Origin of the sequence: Corynebacterium sp. (assembly GCF_052107835.1) — a bacterium.
Taxonomy (GTDB): domain Bacteria; phylum Actinomycetota; class Actinomycetes; order Mycobacteriales; family Mycobacteriaceae; genus Corynebacterium.
The window spans coordinates 1-15,802 of sequence record NZ_JBQEDF010000068.1 but is presented as its reverse complement, the minus strand read 5'-3'; the positions used below and the strand labels follow the sequence as shown (position 1 = coordinate 15,802).

The window sequence follows — 15,802 nt, the reverse complement described above, 5'->3', positions numbered from 1 at the left end:
CCGCACCCCGCCAGATCGCCATGTCCATCCGGGCGATCCCGTAGGTCCGCTTCTTCAGCTTCTGGGTGGTCTTCTCGAACCCGGCGGGCCACGCCACCTCGGGTGATTCCACGTCACGTTCCACAACGACCACCGCATCCGTCGCCAGGGACGGTATCACCGCCTCGACCATCTCGTTGACCGCCCCGTCGGACAGGTCGTACGGCGGGTCGGCGAGCACCATGGTGAAGTGCCCCGGCTGCGCGGACGCAAGGAAGGTCGACGCCTTCGACTCCACAATGCGCACGTTGTTGTGCCCGACGACTCCGGCATTCGACCGCATCGTCTCGCAGGCCCGGTGGTTGTCGTCGACGAGGATGACCTCCGCCGCACCGCGGGACGCGGCTTCCAGACCCAGTGCCCCGGACCCGGCGAACAGGTCGAGGACGACCTCCCCCTCGAAACCGAACCGCACCTGCAGTGAGGAGAACAACCCCTCCCTCGCCCGGTCGGAGGTGGGACGGGTGACATCATCGGGCACCTTGATCCGGCGTCCACGGGCGCTTCCGGAGATGATGCGGGTCATGACGCCTCCCCGGTTCCAGCGGCGTCCGACGTGTCAGCGGCGTCCACGGTCAGCAGGAGGTCGCCCCCCGTGACGTCGGCGTACTCCTCCACCGCACCGAGACGCACCACACCCGGGCCCGGCGAGTCCACCGTGGCCTCGAGTTTGACGGCCTCGACAACGGCCAGGTGGTCACCGGTCGTGACCACCTGGCCGTCACCGACGGTGAACCTGACGATTCCGGCGAAAGGAGCGTTGATGTCCATGCCCGGAATCTTAGTGGGTGTCCGGCATACCGGTGCACACCGGACTCCCACCGTTCTCAACTCCGCTCGATGTACTCCTGGTCACCGTCGGTGATGTCGGCCACCAGGGCCCTGGCCAGGGCGTCGTCGTAGTGCACAAGATCGTCGGCGTAGCGGCGGGCTTCCGCGATGAGTTCCCCGTCGGTCGTCAGGTCCAGCAACTTCGTCCGCCGCACCCGCGCACCCGACTGCTGCTCGCCCAGCACGTCGCCCTCTGTCCTGGTGCGCAGGTCCAGCTCCGCCAGCCTGAACCCGTCCCGTGTGCCGGCCACGGCCTCGAGCCGTTCGTAGGACGCCACCGCCGCCGGTGTCGCCTGCTCGGCGTCCGGGTTGATACCGGTGCACAGGAAGCACATCGACGCCGCCTCCCCGCGGCCGACGCGTCCCCGTAACTGGTGCAGCTGGCTGACCCCGAAGTTCTCGGCCTCCATGATCACCATCACCGTCGCCTCCGGGACATCCACCCCGACCTCGACCACGGTGGTGGAGACCAGCACGTCGATCATCCCGTCCGCCATCCCCTCCATGACCTCGGTCTTGTTGTCCATCCTCCCGTGCAGCGTCCCGATCCTCAGCCCCTGCAGCGGCCCCTTGACCAGCCGCTCAGCGACATCGTCGACACCTCCCACGCCCTCGATCCTGGGGACGACCACGAACGTCCTGCCGCCGGACGACACCTGCTCACGGACGACCTCGAACAGACGGGTCACCCAGGCGGGCTTCCACAGCGGCACCACGAACGTCTCCACGGGGCCACGTCCGGCGGGCGAGGACCCCAGGGTGCATATCGACAGGTCACCGAACATCGTCATCGCCACGGTGCGTGGGATCGGCGTCGCCGTCATCACCAGCAGATGCGGTGTGCGGTCCACCGGCGAGTTCTCCCGCAGCCGGTCCCGCTGCCGCACCCCGAACCGGTGCTGCTCGTCGACGACGACCATGCCCAGGTCATAGAACTCCACGGAGTCCTGGATCACGGCGTGCGTCCCAATGACGATGTCACTGGTGCCGGAGATGATGTCCAGCAACGCGTCCTTCCGGGCGGACGTCGCCTGAGAACCGGTCAGCAGCGTGACCGTCACCCCGGTCCCCTCGAGCAGGCCGGTCAGCGTCTCGGCGTGCTGCGCCGCCAGCACCTCGGTGGGGGCCAGGAAGGCGCACTGCATCCCGGAGTCCACGACACGCAGCATCGACAGCAGGGCGACGACGGTCTTGCCGGAGCCCACGTCCCCCTGCAGGAGCATGCTCATCGGGGTGCTGCCGCCCATCGCCCCGCCGATCGTGGACAGCGCCTTCTCCTGGGATTCGGTGAGCCGGTAGGGCAGGCTCCAGATCAGCCGTGCATAGCGCGACTTCTCCCCGACCGGGACCACGGGACGTCCGGCCCGGGCGGTGGTGTCCGCCCGTCGCAGAGCCATGACCAGCTGCAGAGCGAGTGCCTCGTTGAACTTCAGACGGTCGCGCGCCGCGTCTGGCCCCTCCTCCGGCGGACGGTGGATGTCGTGCAGCGCGGTGGCGAAGTCGACGACGTCCACCCCTGCGACCCCGGGCCAGGAAGGGGCACCGGGGATCGACGGTGACGGCAGCATCTCCGAGGGCTGCCCCATCGCCTCCAGGACGTGCCCCATCACGGCCAGCACCTCCGCCCCGGTCGTGCCCGTGCGCCGCGGGTATGTCGGAAGCCACGGCACGGACAGCAGCTGCTGGGCGGCACGCATCCCCCCGGCGACATCGACGATGGTCTTCAGCGGGCCGAAGGCCCCGAACGCGGCGTCGTAGGCCTCCCCCTCCAACTCCCGCCCGTCCTTCGCCGGGGCCGGGTGCAGTGTGATGTAGCTGGGGTTCTTCAACTGCCATTCCTCACGGAAGATCCCGAGCTTCCCCGACAGCATCAGCTTCGCGCCGACCGCCACGAACGGCAGATGGCTGCGCACATTGCCGAACAGGGCCGAGGAGAAGTCGATCCCGTCGACCCGGAAGCGGAAGCCCAGGATCTCGCGCGGGCCCCGTCGTCCACGGTTGTCCTGCACCTGCGTCCACGTCACCTCGGCGAGGCAGGTGAGCTGCTCGCCCTCGACGAGTCCCTCCCCACCGTCGTTCAGCGCGCCGGTGCCGCTGGTGTGGACGTAGGACGCGGGGAAGTTCATCAGCGCCTGCCCCATGGTCGCCAGCCCGGGCTTCCCGGCCAGTGACCGGGCACGGTCGGTCGGGATCACCAGGCTCAGCGGCCGCGGATCATCCCACCCCAGCATCTACTCCACCCCCACCTGGGCGCTGGCCCCGAGGCCCCGGGCACGGTAGCCGTGGACCTCCACGTTCCGGTGGTCCCGCGAGACGCCCTGTTCGAAGGACGCCACGTCGCCGTCGGCGATGTCATCGCCGTAGAGGACGGTGACCAGCTCGCCGCCGTCGGCGAGCAGCCCGTCGAGTTCACCGCGCAGTCCGGCGAGACCGCCGTCGACGGTGCTCCACCGCTGGGCGGAGACCGCGTCGGCCATCTCCTCGGCGTTCTCCTCCAGGTCGGACTCCGGACTGTAGACGGCGAGTGCCGCCAGTCCCCCGACGAAGCACTCCGTGTCGACGACGGTGGCCTCGGTGGTGCTGGAGGACGACAGCACCCCGAACAGCTCGGTGGTGTCCTGGCCGTTGGTCAGCACGATGCAGCCGGTGCCGCGCTCGCGCAGCTCACCGACGATGGTGGGCATGTCCCCGACCATGGCACCCGCTCCGGCGAAGATCTCCTGCAGACCTCCCCCGGGGACGATCGCGAGGACGGGCGCACCGGCCACACCGTCGCGCACCGTGGTCTGCTGCGGGGGAAGCACCTCCAGTCGCAGGTCGCAGACGTCACCGGAGGAGTAGGCCAGCTCGATCAGGGTCCCGCCCTCCAGGGTGTGGACGTGCACCCGCCACGTCCCCTCCTGCTCGGCGGGCACGACGACCACGCTGTTGCCCCGCCGGTTGAGTTCGGTGCGCAGAGACTCCACGTCACCGCGGAAGGTGAACATGACCTCGATCTCCGCGCCACCTCCCTCGGCCGGGGCGGCGGGTGCGGCGGCTTCCGTGTCGTTGCCCGCGGCCCCGCTGGGGGCGTCCACCGGCTCATCGGCGAGTGCGTCCACCAGGGCGTCGAGGATAACCACCAGTCCACGGCCGCCTGCGTCGACGACCCCGGCCTCGGCCAGTGCCGGGAGCTGGCCGGTCGTGGCGGCGAGTGCGTCGACGGCGGCGTCCCGTGCTGCGGCCACGACCTCCTCCAGCGGTGCATCGCCCTGGTCGTCGGCGTGTTCGGCCGCCGCGTGGAGGACCGAGATGATCGTGCCCTCGACCGGTTGCGACACCGCCCGGCGCACGAGGATCTCGGCGCGCCGGAGCATCCCGGGGAGCTCCTCGACCGGCAGGTCACCGGTGGCGCTGATCGCCGCGGTGTCCGCCAGGGCGCGGAGGAGCTGGCTGAGCACCAGGCCGGAGTTCCCGCGTGCGCCCACCACCGCCCCGGAGGCCAGGGACGCCGCGACGTCCGCCACGGTCGTCGCCGCCACGGCGGCACTGCCGTGGGGGCCGTGGTCGCCGTGCATGCGCTCGACGGCGGCCTCCATCGTGGCGGTCATGTTGGACCCGGTGTCGGAATCCGGGATGGGGAAGACGTTGAGTGCGTTGATCTCGTCACGGTGCAGGCGCAGTCCAGTCGCGGCGCGCTCCGCCCAGGATGCGACGTAGGTTCCCGTCAGCATGCGTTCCCTCCGTCCTGCTGCCCCGTGTCCTGCCCCGAAAGGTCCCAGTCCACCGGCTCGGCACCCTGCTCCACCAGCAGTTCATTGACGCGGGTGAAGGGACGGGAGCCGAAGAATCCCCGGTAGGCCGACAACGGGGAGGGATGCGGTGACATCACGCACCGCTCCCGTCCGACGGTGCCGGCGACGTCCTGCGCCTGCCTGCCCCACAGCACCGCGACCATCGGGCGCTGTGCGAGGTGTTCGACGACGGCACCGGTGATCTCCTCCCAGCCCATTCCACGGTGGCTCCCGGCCTCGCCCCCGCGCACGGTCAGCACCCGGTTGAGCAGCATCACGCCCGCATCGAGCCACGGCGTCAGGTCAGCGGAGACCGGCCGCGGCAGGCCGAGGTCGTCCTCGTACTCGGTGTAGATGTTGCGCAGCGACTTCGGCAGCGGACGGGTCCCGGCGGACGAGGCGAAGGACAGCCCGACGGCGTGGCCGGGGGTGGGGTACGGGTCCTGTCCCAGGATCAGGACGCGTGCCTGGTCGGCCGGACGCGACAGCGCACGGAAGATGTTCTCCGGCGCCGGCTGCACCGCCTCACCGTCCACCAGCCGTGTTGCGACCCACTCCGCGGCGTCCTCCAGTCGGGCGTCCTGCAGTTCCGCCCTCCATGAGGGGTGGACGGTGGCCAGGATGCTCCCGGCAATCCGCTCGGCGTCACCCACGGTCATCACCGGGATCTCCCGTGGCGCCGACGGCTCCGGTCACGGAGTCCCAGCCGCCGGAGTAGGCGGGGATCTGCCCGTCCACGGTCACGGCGACGCCCGCGTCGTGCGGCTCACCGACGGTGCCGATGAAGCGGTACCCCGCGGGTGGTTCCTGGCCGGTCGTGCCCATCAGCGTGTGGTCCTCCCCACCGGTGAGGACCCACTGCCACGGATCGACGCCGAGGACCTCGGCGGCGTAGTACAGCTGGGCGTCCGGGGTCAGTGACGCACCGTCGAGGTCCACGGACACCCCGGAGCGGTCCGCGAGGGTGGTGAGGTCGCGCAGCAGGCCGTCGGAGTTGTCGGTCATCGACGACACCCCGGCGGCACGCGCCACCGATCCACGCCCGACCACGAGCTCAGGTGCGCAGTGCCGGCGGACCAGCTCCTGAAGGACGGCGTCGTCCGGCACGGCGTCACGCGAGCCGAAGTAGCGCAGGACGGACTCCCCCGCCGCCGAGTGCCCGATGACGCCGCTGGCGATGACCCGGTGGCCGACCTCGGCTCCCCCGATGGTCAGTGCGGGGTCCGGTCCGGCGAGCAGCCCCACCGCTGTGACGGAGATGACCAGCTGGTTCGAGGACACCACGTCCCCGCCCACCAGCTCCACCGCCCAGGGGGCCGCGGTCGCGCCGATTCCCCGGGCAATGTCCCGGACGGTGTCCAGCGGCAGGTCGCCGGGTGCGGCCAGGGACATCAGCACGGCGGTGGGGCGGCCGCCCATCGCCTGGATGTCGGCGAAGTTCTGCGTGACGGCCTTGGCCCCCACCTCGAAGGGTGTGGACCAGTCGAACCGGAAATGCACGTCCTCGACCAGGACATCGGTGGTGGCGACGTGGCGCGAGTTCGGCGGTGCGGGGTCGAGGACCGCGGCATCGTCGCCGTTGATCTCGCTGGGGGCGGCACCGCGGATCGCGGCAATCGTCGCCGCTTCCCCGGCATCCGCCAGCGTGAGCTTTCCGGCACGCTTGTCCGTCATCAGTCTCCTCGTGTCATCACGCACCGTGGGCATCCGTAGAATCATGCGCATGTCTTCACGGTCAAAGGTCACGGATCAGGGTAGCAGCACCCCCGGACACGGAAACGACGAAACCTGTCGACGGGGCGGATCCGGTCGACGGACCGCGGTGATCGCCCTGTTGATCGCGGTGGTCTTCGTTGCCGCGGTGCTGGTCGGGGCGAAGGTCCTCATCGACCGCAACGTGTACACCCCGGTGTCCATGGGCCCGGTCGACGCCCCGGACGCCGAGGCGGACGTCTGCGCGGCGACCGTCGACGCCCTCCCCGACCGCGTCGGCGACTTCCGGGACGTCGGCGTGTCCGACCCCTCCCCGGCGGGCGCGGCGGGCTACCGCGACAGCGGTGGCACGGAACTGTCGGTGCGGTGCGGGGTCTCCGCCCCGGCGCAGTACACCGAGCTCAGCACGATCAGTGACCGCGGCGGCACCTCCTGGCTGAAGATCGACGACGCGACCGCCGGATCCGACCTGACCACCTGGTACGCCGTGGGGCAGTCCCCGGTCCTGGCGGTGACCACCGACGCGGACCTCAACGACTCCGACCTCGACGGGGTCGGCGAGGCGGTGTCGTCCAACGGTGACACCGGCGCTGCCCCGGAACCCGGCGGCATCCCGCTGGCCAACCTGCCCCGCGACGGGGACGGTGCGGGTGACTCCGATTCCTGCGCCGCCCTCGACGACGCCCTGCCGGACACCTTCGGCGACTACCACAGGATCACCGCAACCCCCGACTGGGCCGGGGGCCACGGGCTCGACGGTGCACTGGCCTGGGTCGCCGAGGGCCGCGAGCCCGTCGTCCTGCGGTGCGGGGTGGAGCAGCCGGAGAGCTACGAGCCCGGCGCGCAGCTCACCCAGATCGACGATGTCCCCTGGTTCCAGGACACCGAGCTTGCCGAGGGGTCGACCGCCGGGATCTGGTACGCGCTGGGACGCAGTGACCTGGTGGCCGTGTCCCTGCCGCTGGACGCCGGCGACACGGTCCTCACCGAGGTGTCCCGGGCCATCGCCGACACCCTGGAGAGCACCGAGCGCTAGCGGTGGTCAGCGCAGTGCCCGCGCGATGAGGATGTCGAGCAGGTCGGGGTACTCCACCCCGGAGGCCTGGAACATCTTCGGGTACATGCTGATCGGCGTGAAACCGGGCATGGTGTTCGGCTCGTTGAGCACCGGGCCGTCCCCGGTGACGAAGAAGTCGACGCGGGCCAGACCCTCGCAGCCCAGCGCGAGGAAGGTCTCCACCGCCAGTCGGCGGATCTCGGCGACCTGGTCGTCCGGCAGCGGCGCGGGGATCTCGTAGGTGATGATGTCGTCGAGGTACTTCGTGTCGAAACCGTAGAAGCCCTCCGGCCCGTCCTCGGTGCCCTTGAGCAGGGAGGGGTAGGACGCGCGGACGGTCCCGTCGGGATACTGCAGCACGCCGCACTCCACCTCGGGGCCGACGAGCATCGCCTCGACCAGTACCTTGTCGTCACTCTCGAAGGCCGTCCCCAGTGCCTCCGGGAACCTGTCCCAGTCGGTGACCTTGGAGATGCCGATCGAGGATCCACCGCGGGCCGGCTTGACGAACACCGGCAGACCCAGCGTCTCCTTCTCCCCGTCAGTCAGCTCCCTCGGTTCGGTCAGGATGACCTCGTCGCCGACGGGGATGCCCTCGTGCCGGGCGACGGCCTTGGTGAACTGCTTGTCCATGCACGCCGCGGAGGCGAAGACACCGTTGCCCACGTAGGGCACGTTCGCCAGTTCCAGGAGACCCTGGACGGTCCCGTCCTCCCCGTTGACGCCGTGCAGGACGGGGAACACCACGTCCACCTCGGCGTAGAGGGAGCCGTCGCCGAAGCGCAGCGTCCCGCCGGCCCGGGCGTCCTTGCCGCGCGGAGTCCCGAGGTCGAAGGAGACGGAGCGTCCCCCCTCGACCCGAGGGAGTTCGCGGTCATGGGTGCGCAGCTTCTCGGTGTCGGTGGTTCCCTTGACCCAGAGGCCGCTCTCCGTGATGCCCACCGGGACGACGTCGTAACGTGCGGGGTCCAGGTGCGACATCACCGCCCCCGCCGAGATGCAGGAGACGCTATGCTCGGTGCTCTGGCCCCCGTAGAGGACCGCGACGGTGGTGCGGCGTGGGCTGGTGCTGGTGCTTGAGCTGTCGCTGCTCGGCTTCGCGGGTTGATTCACGGCACCCAAGTGTAGCCGTAAGCCTATTCGGCCTTCTTGCTGCGTCCCATCAACGCCCGGATGGCCGTCGGCACGTCCCCGTCATGGTGGCAGACCCGCACCACCTCACGGGTGATCGGCATGTCCACGCCGTGGGCGTCGGCGAGTTCCTCCACCGACATGCTGGAGATCACGCCTTCGGCGACCTGACCCCTCGTCGCCGCGCTGGCCTGGTCCAGCGATTCCCCCTTGCCGAGCCGTTCGCCGAAGGTGCGGTTCCTGGACAGCGGCGAGTTACAGGTCGCCACCAGGTCCCCCATGCCCGCCAGGCCGGCCATCGACCGTTCGTTGCCGCCCAGGGCCACGGTCAGGCGGGTGATCTCCGCGAGGCCACGGGTGATGACCGAGGCGATGGTGTTGTGGCCCATCCCCATGCCCGACGCCATCCCGCACGCCAGTGCGATGACGTTCTTGCAGGTTCCGCCGACCTCGCAGCCGATCACGTCGTCATTGGTGTACGGGCGGAAGTACGGCGCCGCCAGTGCCGCCTGCACCAGTCGCGCGCGCTGGCCGTCGGTGCAGGCGACCACGGTGGCGGCGGGCTGCTGCTGGGCGACCTCGACCGCGAGGTTCGGCCCGGAGAGCACGGCCACGCGGGACTCGTCGACCCCGGCGACCTCGGCGATCACCTGGCTCATCCGGCGGCCGGTGGAGTGCTCGATGCCCTTGGCGAGACTGACGAGGGTGGCGTCCGGGTCGATGACGCCGCACCAGTGGTCCAGGTTCGCGCGCAGCGACTGGGACGGCACCCCGAGGAAGACCACGTCCGCGCCCTCCAGAGCCTCCGCCGGGTCACTGGTGGCCGTGACGGTGTCGGGCAGCATGATGTCAGGCAGGTAACTGCTGTTGCGGTGGTCGTCCCGGATCTCCGCGGCGACCTCCTCCCGGCGTGCCCAGAGGGTCACGGCGGCGCCGTCGTGACTGCCAACCGCACCGGCCGCCGCGGCGGCGTCGGCACACACCTTGGCGACCGTGGTGCCCCAGGACCCCGACCCCATGACCGCTACCCGAACCATCTGAAGTGTTCTCCTTGTCTGTCGCCGTCTGTCGTCCTGTGCCGTCCACACTAGAGTGGTCGGTGTGCAACCCTGAACTCCAGTGCTGCACCCCTGTTCCTCTCTGCTCCCAATATTGAACCAGAAGCGCGCGGTGCCCGGTGCCGACTCCACCGGACCCGCCCGCTCAGGAAGGCCCCCCGAAGTGATCACCCACACCGGTATCGGCGACCTGTCCACCTCGCTGGCCTCGCGGTCCCTCGAGAACCCCGACTCCCCGACCAGGCACGTCGCCCGGATCGGCAGTACCCCGGCCGACGAGTTCGAGCGGCCCGTCTTCGCCGCCGGGGCGGTGCTGTGGCGGCGGACGGAACCGGGCGGGCCCGGCTCCCCGGAAACCGCCGCGGACGGTGCCATCGAGGTCGCGGTGATCCACCGGCCGCACTACGACGACTGGTCACTGCCGAAGGGCAAGGTCGACCCCGGCGAGTCCCTCCCCGAGACCGCCACCCGCGAGATCGGCGAGGAGACCGGCTACACCCCCACCCTCGGCTGGTTGCTCGGCTACGTCCACTACCAGGTGGAGAAGAAGACGAAGGTGGTCTACTACTGGACCGCCGAGGTGACCGAGGGGCACTTCATCGACAACGACGAGGTCGACGAGCTCGACTGGGTCTCCCCCGCCGAGGCGAGGGAGCGGGTCAGCTACGACGCCGACCGGGAGGTCCTCACCGCCGCGGAGGAGGTGCTGTCCCTGGGCTGCACCCGCCGGGTGCTGTACATCCGGCACGGCAAGGCGATGGACCGGGATTCGTGGGGGCAGGACGATGCACTGCGTCCCCTGGCCAGGAAAGGGAACAAGCAGGCCAAGGCCCTGCGCAGGGAGCTGGAGGGCTACCGGGTGCAGGCGGTCGCCAGCGCCGATCCGGTACGGTGCGTGTCCACGGTCGAGCCGCTGGCGAACTCGCTCGACCTGGAGGTCCTCACCGACCCCAACCTCGGGGACGCTGCGGTGGAGCATTCCCCCCGCACTGTGATGGAGGCACTGGTCAAGGCCAGTTCCTCCCCGGTGTCCGTGGTGGGTTCCCAGGGCGTGGTGATTCCCGCGGTACTCACGGGGCTCTCGAAGGACGCCGGATTCGAGATCGAGGACCTGCGGGTGAAGAAGTCCAGTGTGTGGGTGCTGCACTTCGGTGCCGACGACACCCTGCTGGGGGCGGACTACCTCGCCTCACCGCTTCCGGTGGTGTAGTCCCGCAGCCGGTCAGCCGGCGAAGCGGGGTCGCCAGCCCACACCGGCGTGGTCGGTGCCCGGCCCGCCGCCGAGTTCCCGCCGCAGCATCTCCGCCTGCACCGGGGTGTCGCAGATGACCTCGTAGCTGATCGCGTCGGTGAACGTGAAGGGCTGTTCCACCCCGGAGTCCATCGCCACGACCCAGGTCCCTGCCAGACAGGCGTCGCTGAACATCACGGCCCCGGGGGCCGCGGGGCCGGTCTGTTCCGGGTACGGGACGCGCTCCCCCGGCCGTGTCCCGTCGGCTGCACCCGTGGCGTCCCCGAACGCCTCCCCGAAGATCCGGAGCCACGCGTCCACAGTTTCGCCGGCCCTGTTCTGGGCCGGGCCGCAGAACAGGAGTGACGGGATGATGGCGGGACGCGGCTCGCCGGCGGGGTCGGTGAGCATGACCTGCCAGGACACGCCGTACTGGTCCACCACCCAGCCGTACCTCGGACTGAACGGGTAGTCGCCGAGTTCCATCAACGTCGCGGGCGACTGCTCGCACAGGGCGTCCCAGACGGTGTCGAGGGCTGCCCGGGCGCGGGAGTGGGCGGCGGTTTTCGTGTCGTCACCGGCGTCGGCGGACCACCCGAAGAACACCGGGTCCACGTTCACCGTGAAGCTCGTGGCCGGTGACACCTCTGCGGCATCCGGGGCGGCGTCGGCCGCGTCCGTGAGAAGGATCCGGAATCCCGCGATGGTGACCTCCACACCGTCCTGTATGCCCCGTGTCCCCTGCGCCCCCAGTTCCAGGCCCGCCTCCTGCAGCGGCCGGAAGGCGTCGGAGTAGAACCGGGCGGCACCGACCGTCCCGTGGTCCCCGGTGTGGATCCGCAGGTGTGGAACGATGCGTTGGACGGGCTGGACAGGCTGCGGTGCGTCCATACCCCACGACTATAGCCCGCCCCGGGGTGCCGTTACCGGATGACGGGTTTGAACGACGGCCGCGTCGCCTCGTAGTCGTTGATGGCGTTCTCGTCCTGCAGGGTGATGCCGATGTCGTCGAGGCCGTTGAGCAGCCGCCAGCGGGTTTCGTCGTCCACCTCGAAGCCGAAGACGTGCTCACCGAGGGTGGCGGTCCGTGCCTCCAGGTCCACGGTCATTGACGCACCGGGCTGCTGGTCGAGCAGCTTCCAGATCAGCTCGATGTCCTCGGCTGTCATGGTGGCGGCCAGCAGCCCGTTCTTGGCGGTGTTACCGCGGAAGATGTCACCGAAGCGGGGCGAGAACACCACCCGGAACCCGTAGTCCAGCAGTGCCCACACCGCGTGCTCGCGGGAGGATCCGGTGCCGAAATCCGGCCCGGCGACCAGCACCGACGACTGAACGTAGGGCTCCTGGTTCAGGATGAACCCCGGATCCCGGCGCCAGGACTTGAACAGGCCGGACTCGAACCCGGTCTTGGTGACCAGCTTCAGGTACTCGGCGGGCACGATCTGGTCGGTGTCCACGTTCGAGCGGCGCAGCGGCAGGGCGACACCGGTGTGGGTGGTGAACTTCTCCATGGTGTTCTCCTCTACTGCTCGGCGGCCAGGTCGGCGGGACTGGCGAGGTGGCCCAGCACCGCGGTCGCGGCGGCCACGGGCGGGGAGACCAGGTGGGTGCGTCCCCCCTTGCCCTGGCGTCCCTCGAAGTTGCGGTTCGACGTCGAGGCCGACCGCTCCCCCGGCGCCAATTGGTCGGGGTTCATGCCCAGGCACATCGAGCAGCCGGCGGTGCGCCATTCCGCCCCGGCGTCGAGGAAGATGCGGTCCAGGCCCTCGTCCTCGGCCTGCTTCTTCACCCGGGCCGAGGACGGCACGACCATCATCCGCACACTGTCGGCGATGTGGCGTCCGTCAATGATCCCCGCGGCGGCGCGGAGGTCCTCGATGCGGCTGTTGGTGCAGGAGCCCAGGAAGACGGTGTCGATGCTGATGTCGCGCAGCGGCGTGCCCTGCTCCAGGCCCATGTACTCCAGGGCCGCCTCGGCGGACTCCCGCTGGGTTTCGTCGGTGATCTCGTCGATGTACGGGACGTTCTCCGACAGGGGCAGCCCCTGCCCGGGGTTGGTTCCCCAGGTCACGAAGGGAGTCAGTGCGCTGCCGTCGATCTCCACGACGGTGTCGTAGGACGCTCCGTCGTCGGTGGCCAGGGAGCGCCAGTACTCCACGGCGGCATTCCAGTCCTCGCCGGTCGGGGCGTAGCGGCGGCCCTTCAGGTACTCGAAGGTGACGTCGTCCGGGGCGATCATGCCGGCCCGTGCGCCCGCCTCGATGCTCATGTTGCACATCGTCAGCCTGCCCTCCATGGACAGGTTCCGGATGGCCTCGCCGCGGTACTCGATGATGTGGCCCTGGGCACCGCCCGTGCCGATCTTCGCGATGATCGCCAGGATCAGGTCCTTTGCGGTCACCCCGTGCTGCAGCGTTCCGGAGACCTCGATGGCCATGGTCCTGAACGGTGTCAGCGGCAGGGTCTGGGTGGCCAGGACGTGCTCGACCTCGCTGGTGCCGATGCCCATGCCGATGGAGCCGAAGGCGCCGTGGGTGGAGGTGTGCGAGTCGCCGCAGACGATGGTCATCCCCGGCTGACTCGCCCCCAGCTGGGGTCCGACGGTGTGGACGATGCCCTGCTCGCCGTCACCCATGGGGTGCAGCGTCACCCCGAACTCCTCGCAGTTCTGGCGCAGGGTCTCGACCTGCAGGCGGGAGACCTTGTCCTCGATCTCCAGCAGGTTGCCGGTGTGGACACCGATGGTGGGCACGTTGTGGTCCTCGGTGCCCAGGGTCTGGTCGGGGCGCCGGACGGGGCGTCCCGCCTGGCGCAGTCCGTCGAAGGCCTGCGGACTGGTCACCTCGTGGATCAGGTGCAGGTCGATGTACAGCAGGTCGCGTCCACCGTCCTCACCCTTCGTCACGACGTGGTCGTCCCATACCTTCTCCGCGAGGGTCCGCGGCGTGCTGCCCGGGCCGGTGGTGGGCCTGTCCGGGCGTGTGTGGTGGGACGTGGGTTGCCGGGTCACAGCATTCACGGGTCTCTCCTCGTTCTCTTCCCGATCTCTTCTCGGACGTCGCCGTTCGTCACCACGGGTCGCCCTGGAAGTTCCACTGGTTGGAATGTATAGTATCAGATCATGGGAAAACCCACCTATACCGAGACCAGGACGGCCTCCGCGGAAAACGCCGGAACGTCGTCATCACAGTCAACGTCATCCACGACCAGTGGCATCCAGGTCCTCGACCGGGCACTGCTGATTCTCGGCATCGTCGCACGTCGGCCGCACAGCCTCTCCGAACTCTGCGACACGACCGGCCTGCCCCGTGCCACCGCCCACCGTATCGCGGTGGCACTGGAGAAGCACCGGATGGTCACCCGTCTGGACGACGGGCACTGGACCGCCGGGCCTGCCCTGGCCGAACTGGCGCCCAAGACGTCGACGCGTCTGGACGAGGCCGCCGAGCATGTCCTGCCGGACCTGGTGAACCGTACCGGAGAGGCCGTGCAGATCTACAAGCTCTCCGGCCATGAGCGGGTGTGCATCGCTGGCGCGGAGCCGCAGTCGGGCCTGCGCGACACCGTACCGGTGGGCAACCGCATGACCCTCAGCGCCGGGTCCGCGGCGAAGGTGCTGGTGGCGTACGCTCCCCGGGGGTTCCAGGAGGATATCCTGGCCACCGCCCGCTACACCTCCGAGGATCTGGAACGAATCCGGGTGGGGCAGATCGCGGAATCCATCGGTGAACGGGACGCGGCGCTGGCCAGTGTGTCCGTGCCGGTGCGGGACAGTTCGGGGGTCATCGCCGCACTGTCGCTCTCCGGGCCGGCCGAGCGCATGGGGCCGTCCCCGGCCATGCGCCACCGTGAGGCCCTGCAGGCCGCCGCGGCCGAGCTGGAGGGCTACCTGCGGTAGGAGCGGAGGTCCATTGCGTTCCCGACCTGACCGTGGGGCGCCCCTCCCGACCGAACAGGCACTTATCCACTGGGCCGTACCGTTGTGGGAGGTACACGTAGACTCTTGGTCATGCCCAACGTAAGCGCGGATCTGCTGCGCGATCTGCTGCGTGACCAGCATCCAGATCTCGCGGAGCTACCGCTTCACCGGGTCGACGGTGGCTGGGGCAATCAGATGTGGCGGCTCGGTGACACCCTCGCCGTACGCGTCCAGCACATGAACGACACTCTGGAGCCGCAGTTGGTGGAGAGGCGATGGCTTCCGGTGCTTGCGCCCCGACTTCCGTTGCCTATTCCTGTGCCGGTACGCGATGGTGCACCGTCTGCGCGCTTCCCGAAAATATGGACAGTAATGACGTGGGTGCCCGGCGTGCCCTTGGACCGGACGGTGGTCACCCGCGGCGACGACGCTGCCGACAATCTTGCGGAGTTCCTCCGCGCACTGCACACGCCTGCTCCAGCGAATGCTCCCACTGACCCGACCGGTCGAGCAGCGCACCCGAAGAAGTCCAGCAGGGGATTCGAGCACTTCCTCGGCGCTATCCACCCTGGGACGATCGGCGCGGACGCTGCGAGGATCCGCGCAGTATGGGACAACGCGACTACAGCCCCCTCCTGGGGCGAACCCGAGGTATGGGTACACGGTGACCTTCATCCCGCCAACGTGGTCAGCACCGACGGCAGTATCGGCGGCATCGTCGATTTTGAGGACGTGCGCGCAGGTGATCCCGCAGTTGACCTCGCCGCCGCGTGGTTGCTACTGCCTTCCGAATCCATTGCACGATTCTTCTCGACCTACGCCCGCGCGGATGAAGCGACTGTTCGCCGCGCCCGGGGTCACGCAGTATTGAAGAGTCTCTTTCTCATGCTGATGGGCCAGAACGGCATTCGCGGTATCCCCGGGGGGAAGCCGGCATGGGGACCGATAGGCAGGACCTCACTCGATCGCGTCCTTGCGTGACTGGGAGCGACCGTCCGCAGATATGGACCACAATCCATACACCCCTGCGAAACCGAAGCGGGCTAATGG

Annotated in this window: 15 protein-coding genes; 4 read left to right on the top strand and 11 right to left on the bottom strand. The window is 69.4% G+C overall.

Features of this window, described 5'->3' with window-relative positions:
- The 6 genes from ACTIL2_RS13755 to ACTIL2_RS13730 form a co-directional block, all read right to left on the bottom strand.
- Window positions 1-565, bottom strand: a 565-nt coding sequence (locus ACTIL2_RS13755) for an RsmD family RNA methyltransferase (protein ID WP_442338039.1), incomplete at its 3' end; no start/stop codon positions are given.
- Complete coding sequence (locus ACTIL2_RS13750) at window positions 562-810, bottom strand: biotin/lipoyl-containing protein (protein ID WP_442338038.1); 249 nt, start codon at window positions 808-810, stop codon at window positions 562-564. The genes ACTIL2_RS13755 and ACTIL2_RS13750, both read right to left, overlap by 4 nt.
- Before the next feature lie 56 nt (window positions 811-866).
- Window positions 867-3,101, bottom strand: coding sequence for an ATP-dependent DNA helicase RecG (locus ACTIL2_RS13745; protein ID WP_442338037.1), 2,235 nt, complete (start codon window positions 3,099-3,101; stop codon window positions 867-869).
- Complete coding sequence (locus tag ACTIL2_RS13740; protein WP_442338036.1) at window positions 3,102-4,583, bottom strand: DAK2 domain-containing protein; 1,482 nt, start codon at window positions 4,581-4,583, stop codon at window positions 3,102-3,104.
- The gene (locus ACTIL2_RS13735; RefSeq protein ID WP_442338035.1) at window positions 4,577-5,302 is read right to left on the bottom strand and encodes a uracil-DNA glycosylase; all 726 of its coding nucleotides are present in this window, start codon (window positions 5,300-5,302) and stop codon (window positions 4,577-4,579) included. Before ACTIL2_RS13735 ends, ACTIL2_RS13740 begins: the two co-directional genes overlap by 7 nt.
- A complete protein-coding gene (locus ACTIL2_RS13730; RefSeq protein ID WP_442338034.1) occupies window positions 5,289-6,317 on the bottom strand; it encodes a thiamine-phosphate kinase in 1,029 nt (342 codons plus the stop codon). Before ACTIL2_RS13730 ends, ACTIL2_RS13735 begins: the two co-directional genes overlap by 14 nt.
- A gap of 49 nt (window positions 6,318-6,366) precedes the next feature.
- On the opposite strand from ACTIL2_RS13730, the gene ACTIL2_RS13725 reads away from it, so the two are divergent.
- Window positions 6,367-7,392: a DUF3515 domain-containing protein gene (locus ACTIL2_RS13725; RefSeq protein WP_442338033.1), complete on the top strand. Its 1,026-nt coding sequence runs from the start codon at window positions 6,367-6,369 to the stop codon at window positions 7,390-7,392.
- Between the two features lie 6 nt (window positions 7,393-7,398).
- On the opposite strand, the gene ACTIL2_RS13720 is transcribed toward ACTIL2_RS13725, so the two are convergent.
- Entirely contained in the window at window positions 7,399-8,526 is a 1,128-nt protein-coding gene (locus tag ACTIL2_RS13720) for a D-alanine--D-alanine ligase family protein (protein WP_442338032.1), read from the bottom strand.
- A 23-nt stretch (window positions 8,527-8,549) separates the two neighbouring features.
- Entirely contained in the window at window positions 8,550-9,581 is a 1,032-nt protein-coding gene (locus tag ACTIL2_RS13715; protein ID WP_442338031.1) for an NAD(P)H-dependent glycerol-3-phosphate dehydrogenase, read from the bottom strand.
- 184 nt (window positions 9,582-9,765) lie between these two features.
- On the opposite strand from ACTIL2_RS13715, the gene ACTIL2_RS13710 reads away from it, so the two are divergent.
- Entirely contained in the window at window positions 9,766-10,812 is a 1,047-nt protein-coding gene (locus ACTIL2_RS13710; RefSeq protein WP_442338030.1) for an NUDIX hydrolase, read from the top strand.
- 12 nt (window positions 10,813-10,824) lie between these two features.
- Here ACTIL2_RS13710 and ACTIL2_RS13705 read toward each other — a convergent pair whose 3' ends face one another.
- From ACTIL2_RS13705 to leuC, 3 genes are read right to left on the bottom strand one after another with little or no spacing between them, the layout of a single operon-like run.
- The gene (locus tag ACTIL2_RS13705) at window positions 10,825-11,724 is read right to left on the bottom strand and encodes a VOC family protein (protein WP_442338029.1); all 900 of its coding nucleotides are present in this window, start codon (window positions 11,722-11,724) and stop codon (window positions 10,825-10,827) included.
- 32 nt (window positions 11,725-11,756) lie between these two features.
- On the bottom strand, window positions 11,757-12,344 hold the full coding sequence (leuD, locus tag ACTIL2_RS13700; RefSeq protein WP_442338028.1) for a 3-isopropylmalate dehydratase small subunit: 588 nt from the start codon (window positions 12,342-12,344) through the stop codon (window positions 11,757-11,759).
- An 11-nt stretch (window positions 12,345-12,355) separates the two neighbouring features.
- Window positions 12,356-13,843 carry a 3-isopropylmalate dehydratase large subunit gene (leuC, locus tag ACTIL2_RS13695; protein WP_442338040.1) on the bottom strand — a complete coding sequence of 496 codons (1,488 nt, stop codon included), beginning with the start codon at window positions 13,841-13,843 and terminating at the stop codon, window positions 12,356-12,358.
- Between the two features lie 111 nt (window positions 13,844-13,954).
- Between leuC and ACTIL2_RS13690 the strand changes: the two genes are divergently transcribed.
- Both ACTIL2_RS13690 and ACTIL2_RS13685 read left to right on the top strand, forming a co-directional pair.
- The gene (locus tag ACTIL2_RS13690; RefSeq protein ID WP_442338027.1) at window positions 13,955-14,731 is read left to right on the top strand and encodes an IclR family transcriptional regulator; all 777 of its coding nucleotides are present in this window, start codon (window positions 13,955-13,957) and stop codon (window positions 14,729-14,731) included.
- Window positions 14,732-14,842: 111 nt separating this feature from the next.
- On the top strand, window positions 14,843-15,733 hold the full coding sequence (locus tag ACTIL2_RS13685; protein WP_442338026.1) for an aminoglycoside phosphotransferase family protein: 891 nt from the start codon (window positions 14,843-14,845) through the stop codon (window positions 15,731-15,733).
- Window positions 15,734-15,802: the final 69 nt, after the last annotated feature.

Excerpts from the sequence above, each read along its gene's own strand:
- ACTIL2_RS13725 (WP_442338033.1), top strand. The coding sequence starts at position 6,367 with ATGTCTTCACGGTCAAAGGTCACGGATCAGGGTAGCAGCACCCCCGGA.
- ACTIL2_RS13745 (WP_442338037.1), bottom strand. The coding sequence starts at position 3,101 with ATGCTGGGGTGGGATGATCCGCGGCCGCTGAGCCTGGTGATCCCGACC.
- ACTIL2_RS13750 (WP_442338038.1), bottom strand. The coding sequence starts at position 810 with ATGGACATCAACGCTCCTTTCGCCGGAATCGTCAGGTTCACCGTCGGT.
- ACTIL2_RS13690 (WP_442338027.1), top strand. The coding sequence starts at position 13,955 with ATGGGAAAACCCACCTATACCGAGACCAGGACGGCCTCCGCGGAAAAC.
- ACTIL2_RS13685 (WP_442338026.1), top strand. The coding sequence starts at position 14,843 with ATGCCCAACGTAAGCGCGGATCTGCTGCGCGATCTGCTGCGTGACCAG.
- ACTIL2_RS13705 (WP_442338029.1), bottom strand. The coding sequence starts at position 11,724 with ATGGACGCACCGCAGCCTGTCCAGCCCGTCCAACGCATCGTTCCACAC.
- ACTIL2_RS13715 (WP_442338031.1), bottom strand. The coding sequence starts at position 9,581 with ATGGTTCGGGTAGCGGTCATGGGGTCGGGGTCCTGGGGCACCACGGTC.
- ACTIL2_RS13730 (WP_442338034.1), bottom strand. The coding sequence starts at position 6,317 with ATGACGGACAAGCGTGCCGGAAAGCTCACGCTGGCGGATGCCGGGGAA.
- ACTIL2_RS13740 (WP_442338036.1), bottom strand. The coding sequence starts at position 4,583 with ATGCTGACGGGAACCTACGTCGCATCCTGGGCGGAGCGCGCCGCGACT.
- ACTIL2_RS13735 (WP_442338035.1), bottom strand. The coding sequence starts at position 5,302 with ATGACCGTGGGTGACGCCGAGCGGATTGCCGGGAGCATCCTGGCCACC.
- leuD (WP_442338028.1), bottom strand. The coding sequence starts at position 12,344 with ATGGAGAAGTTCACCACCCACACCGGTGTCGCCCTGCCGCTGCGCCGC.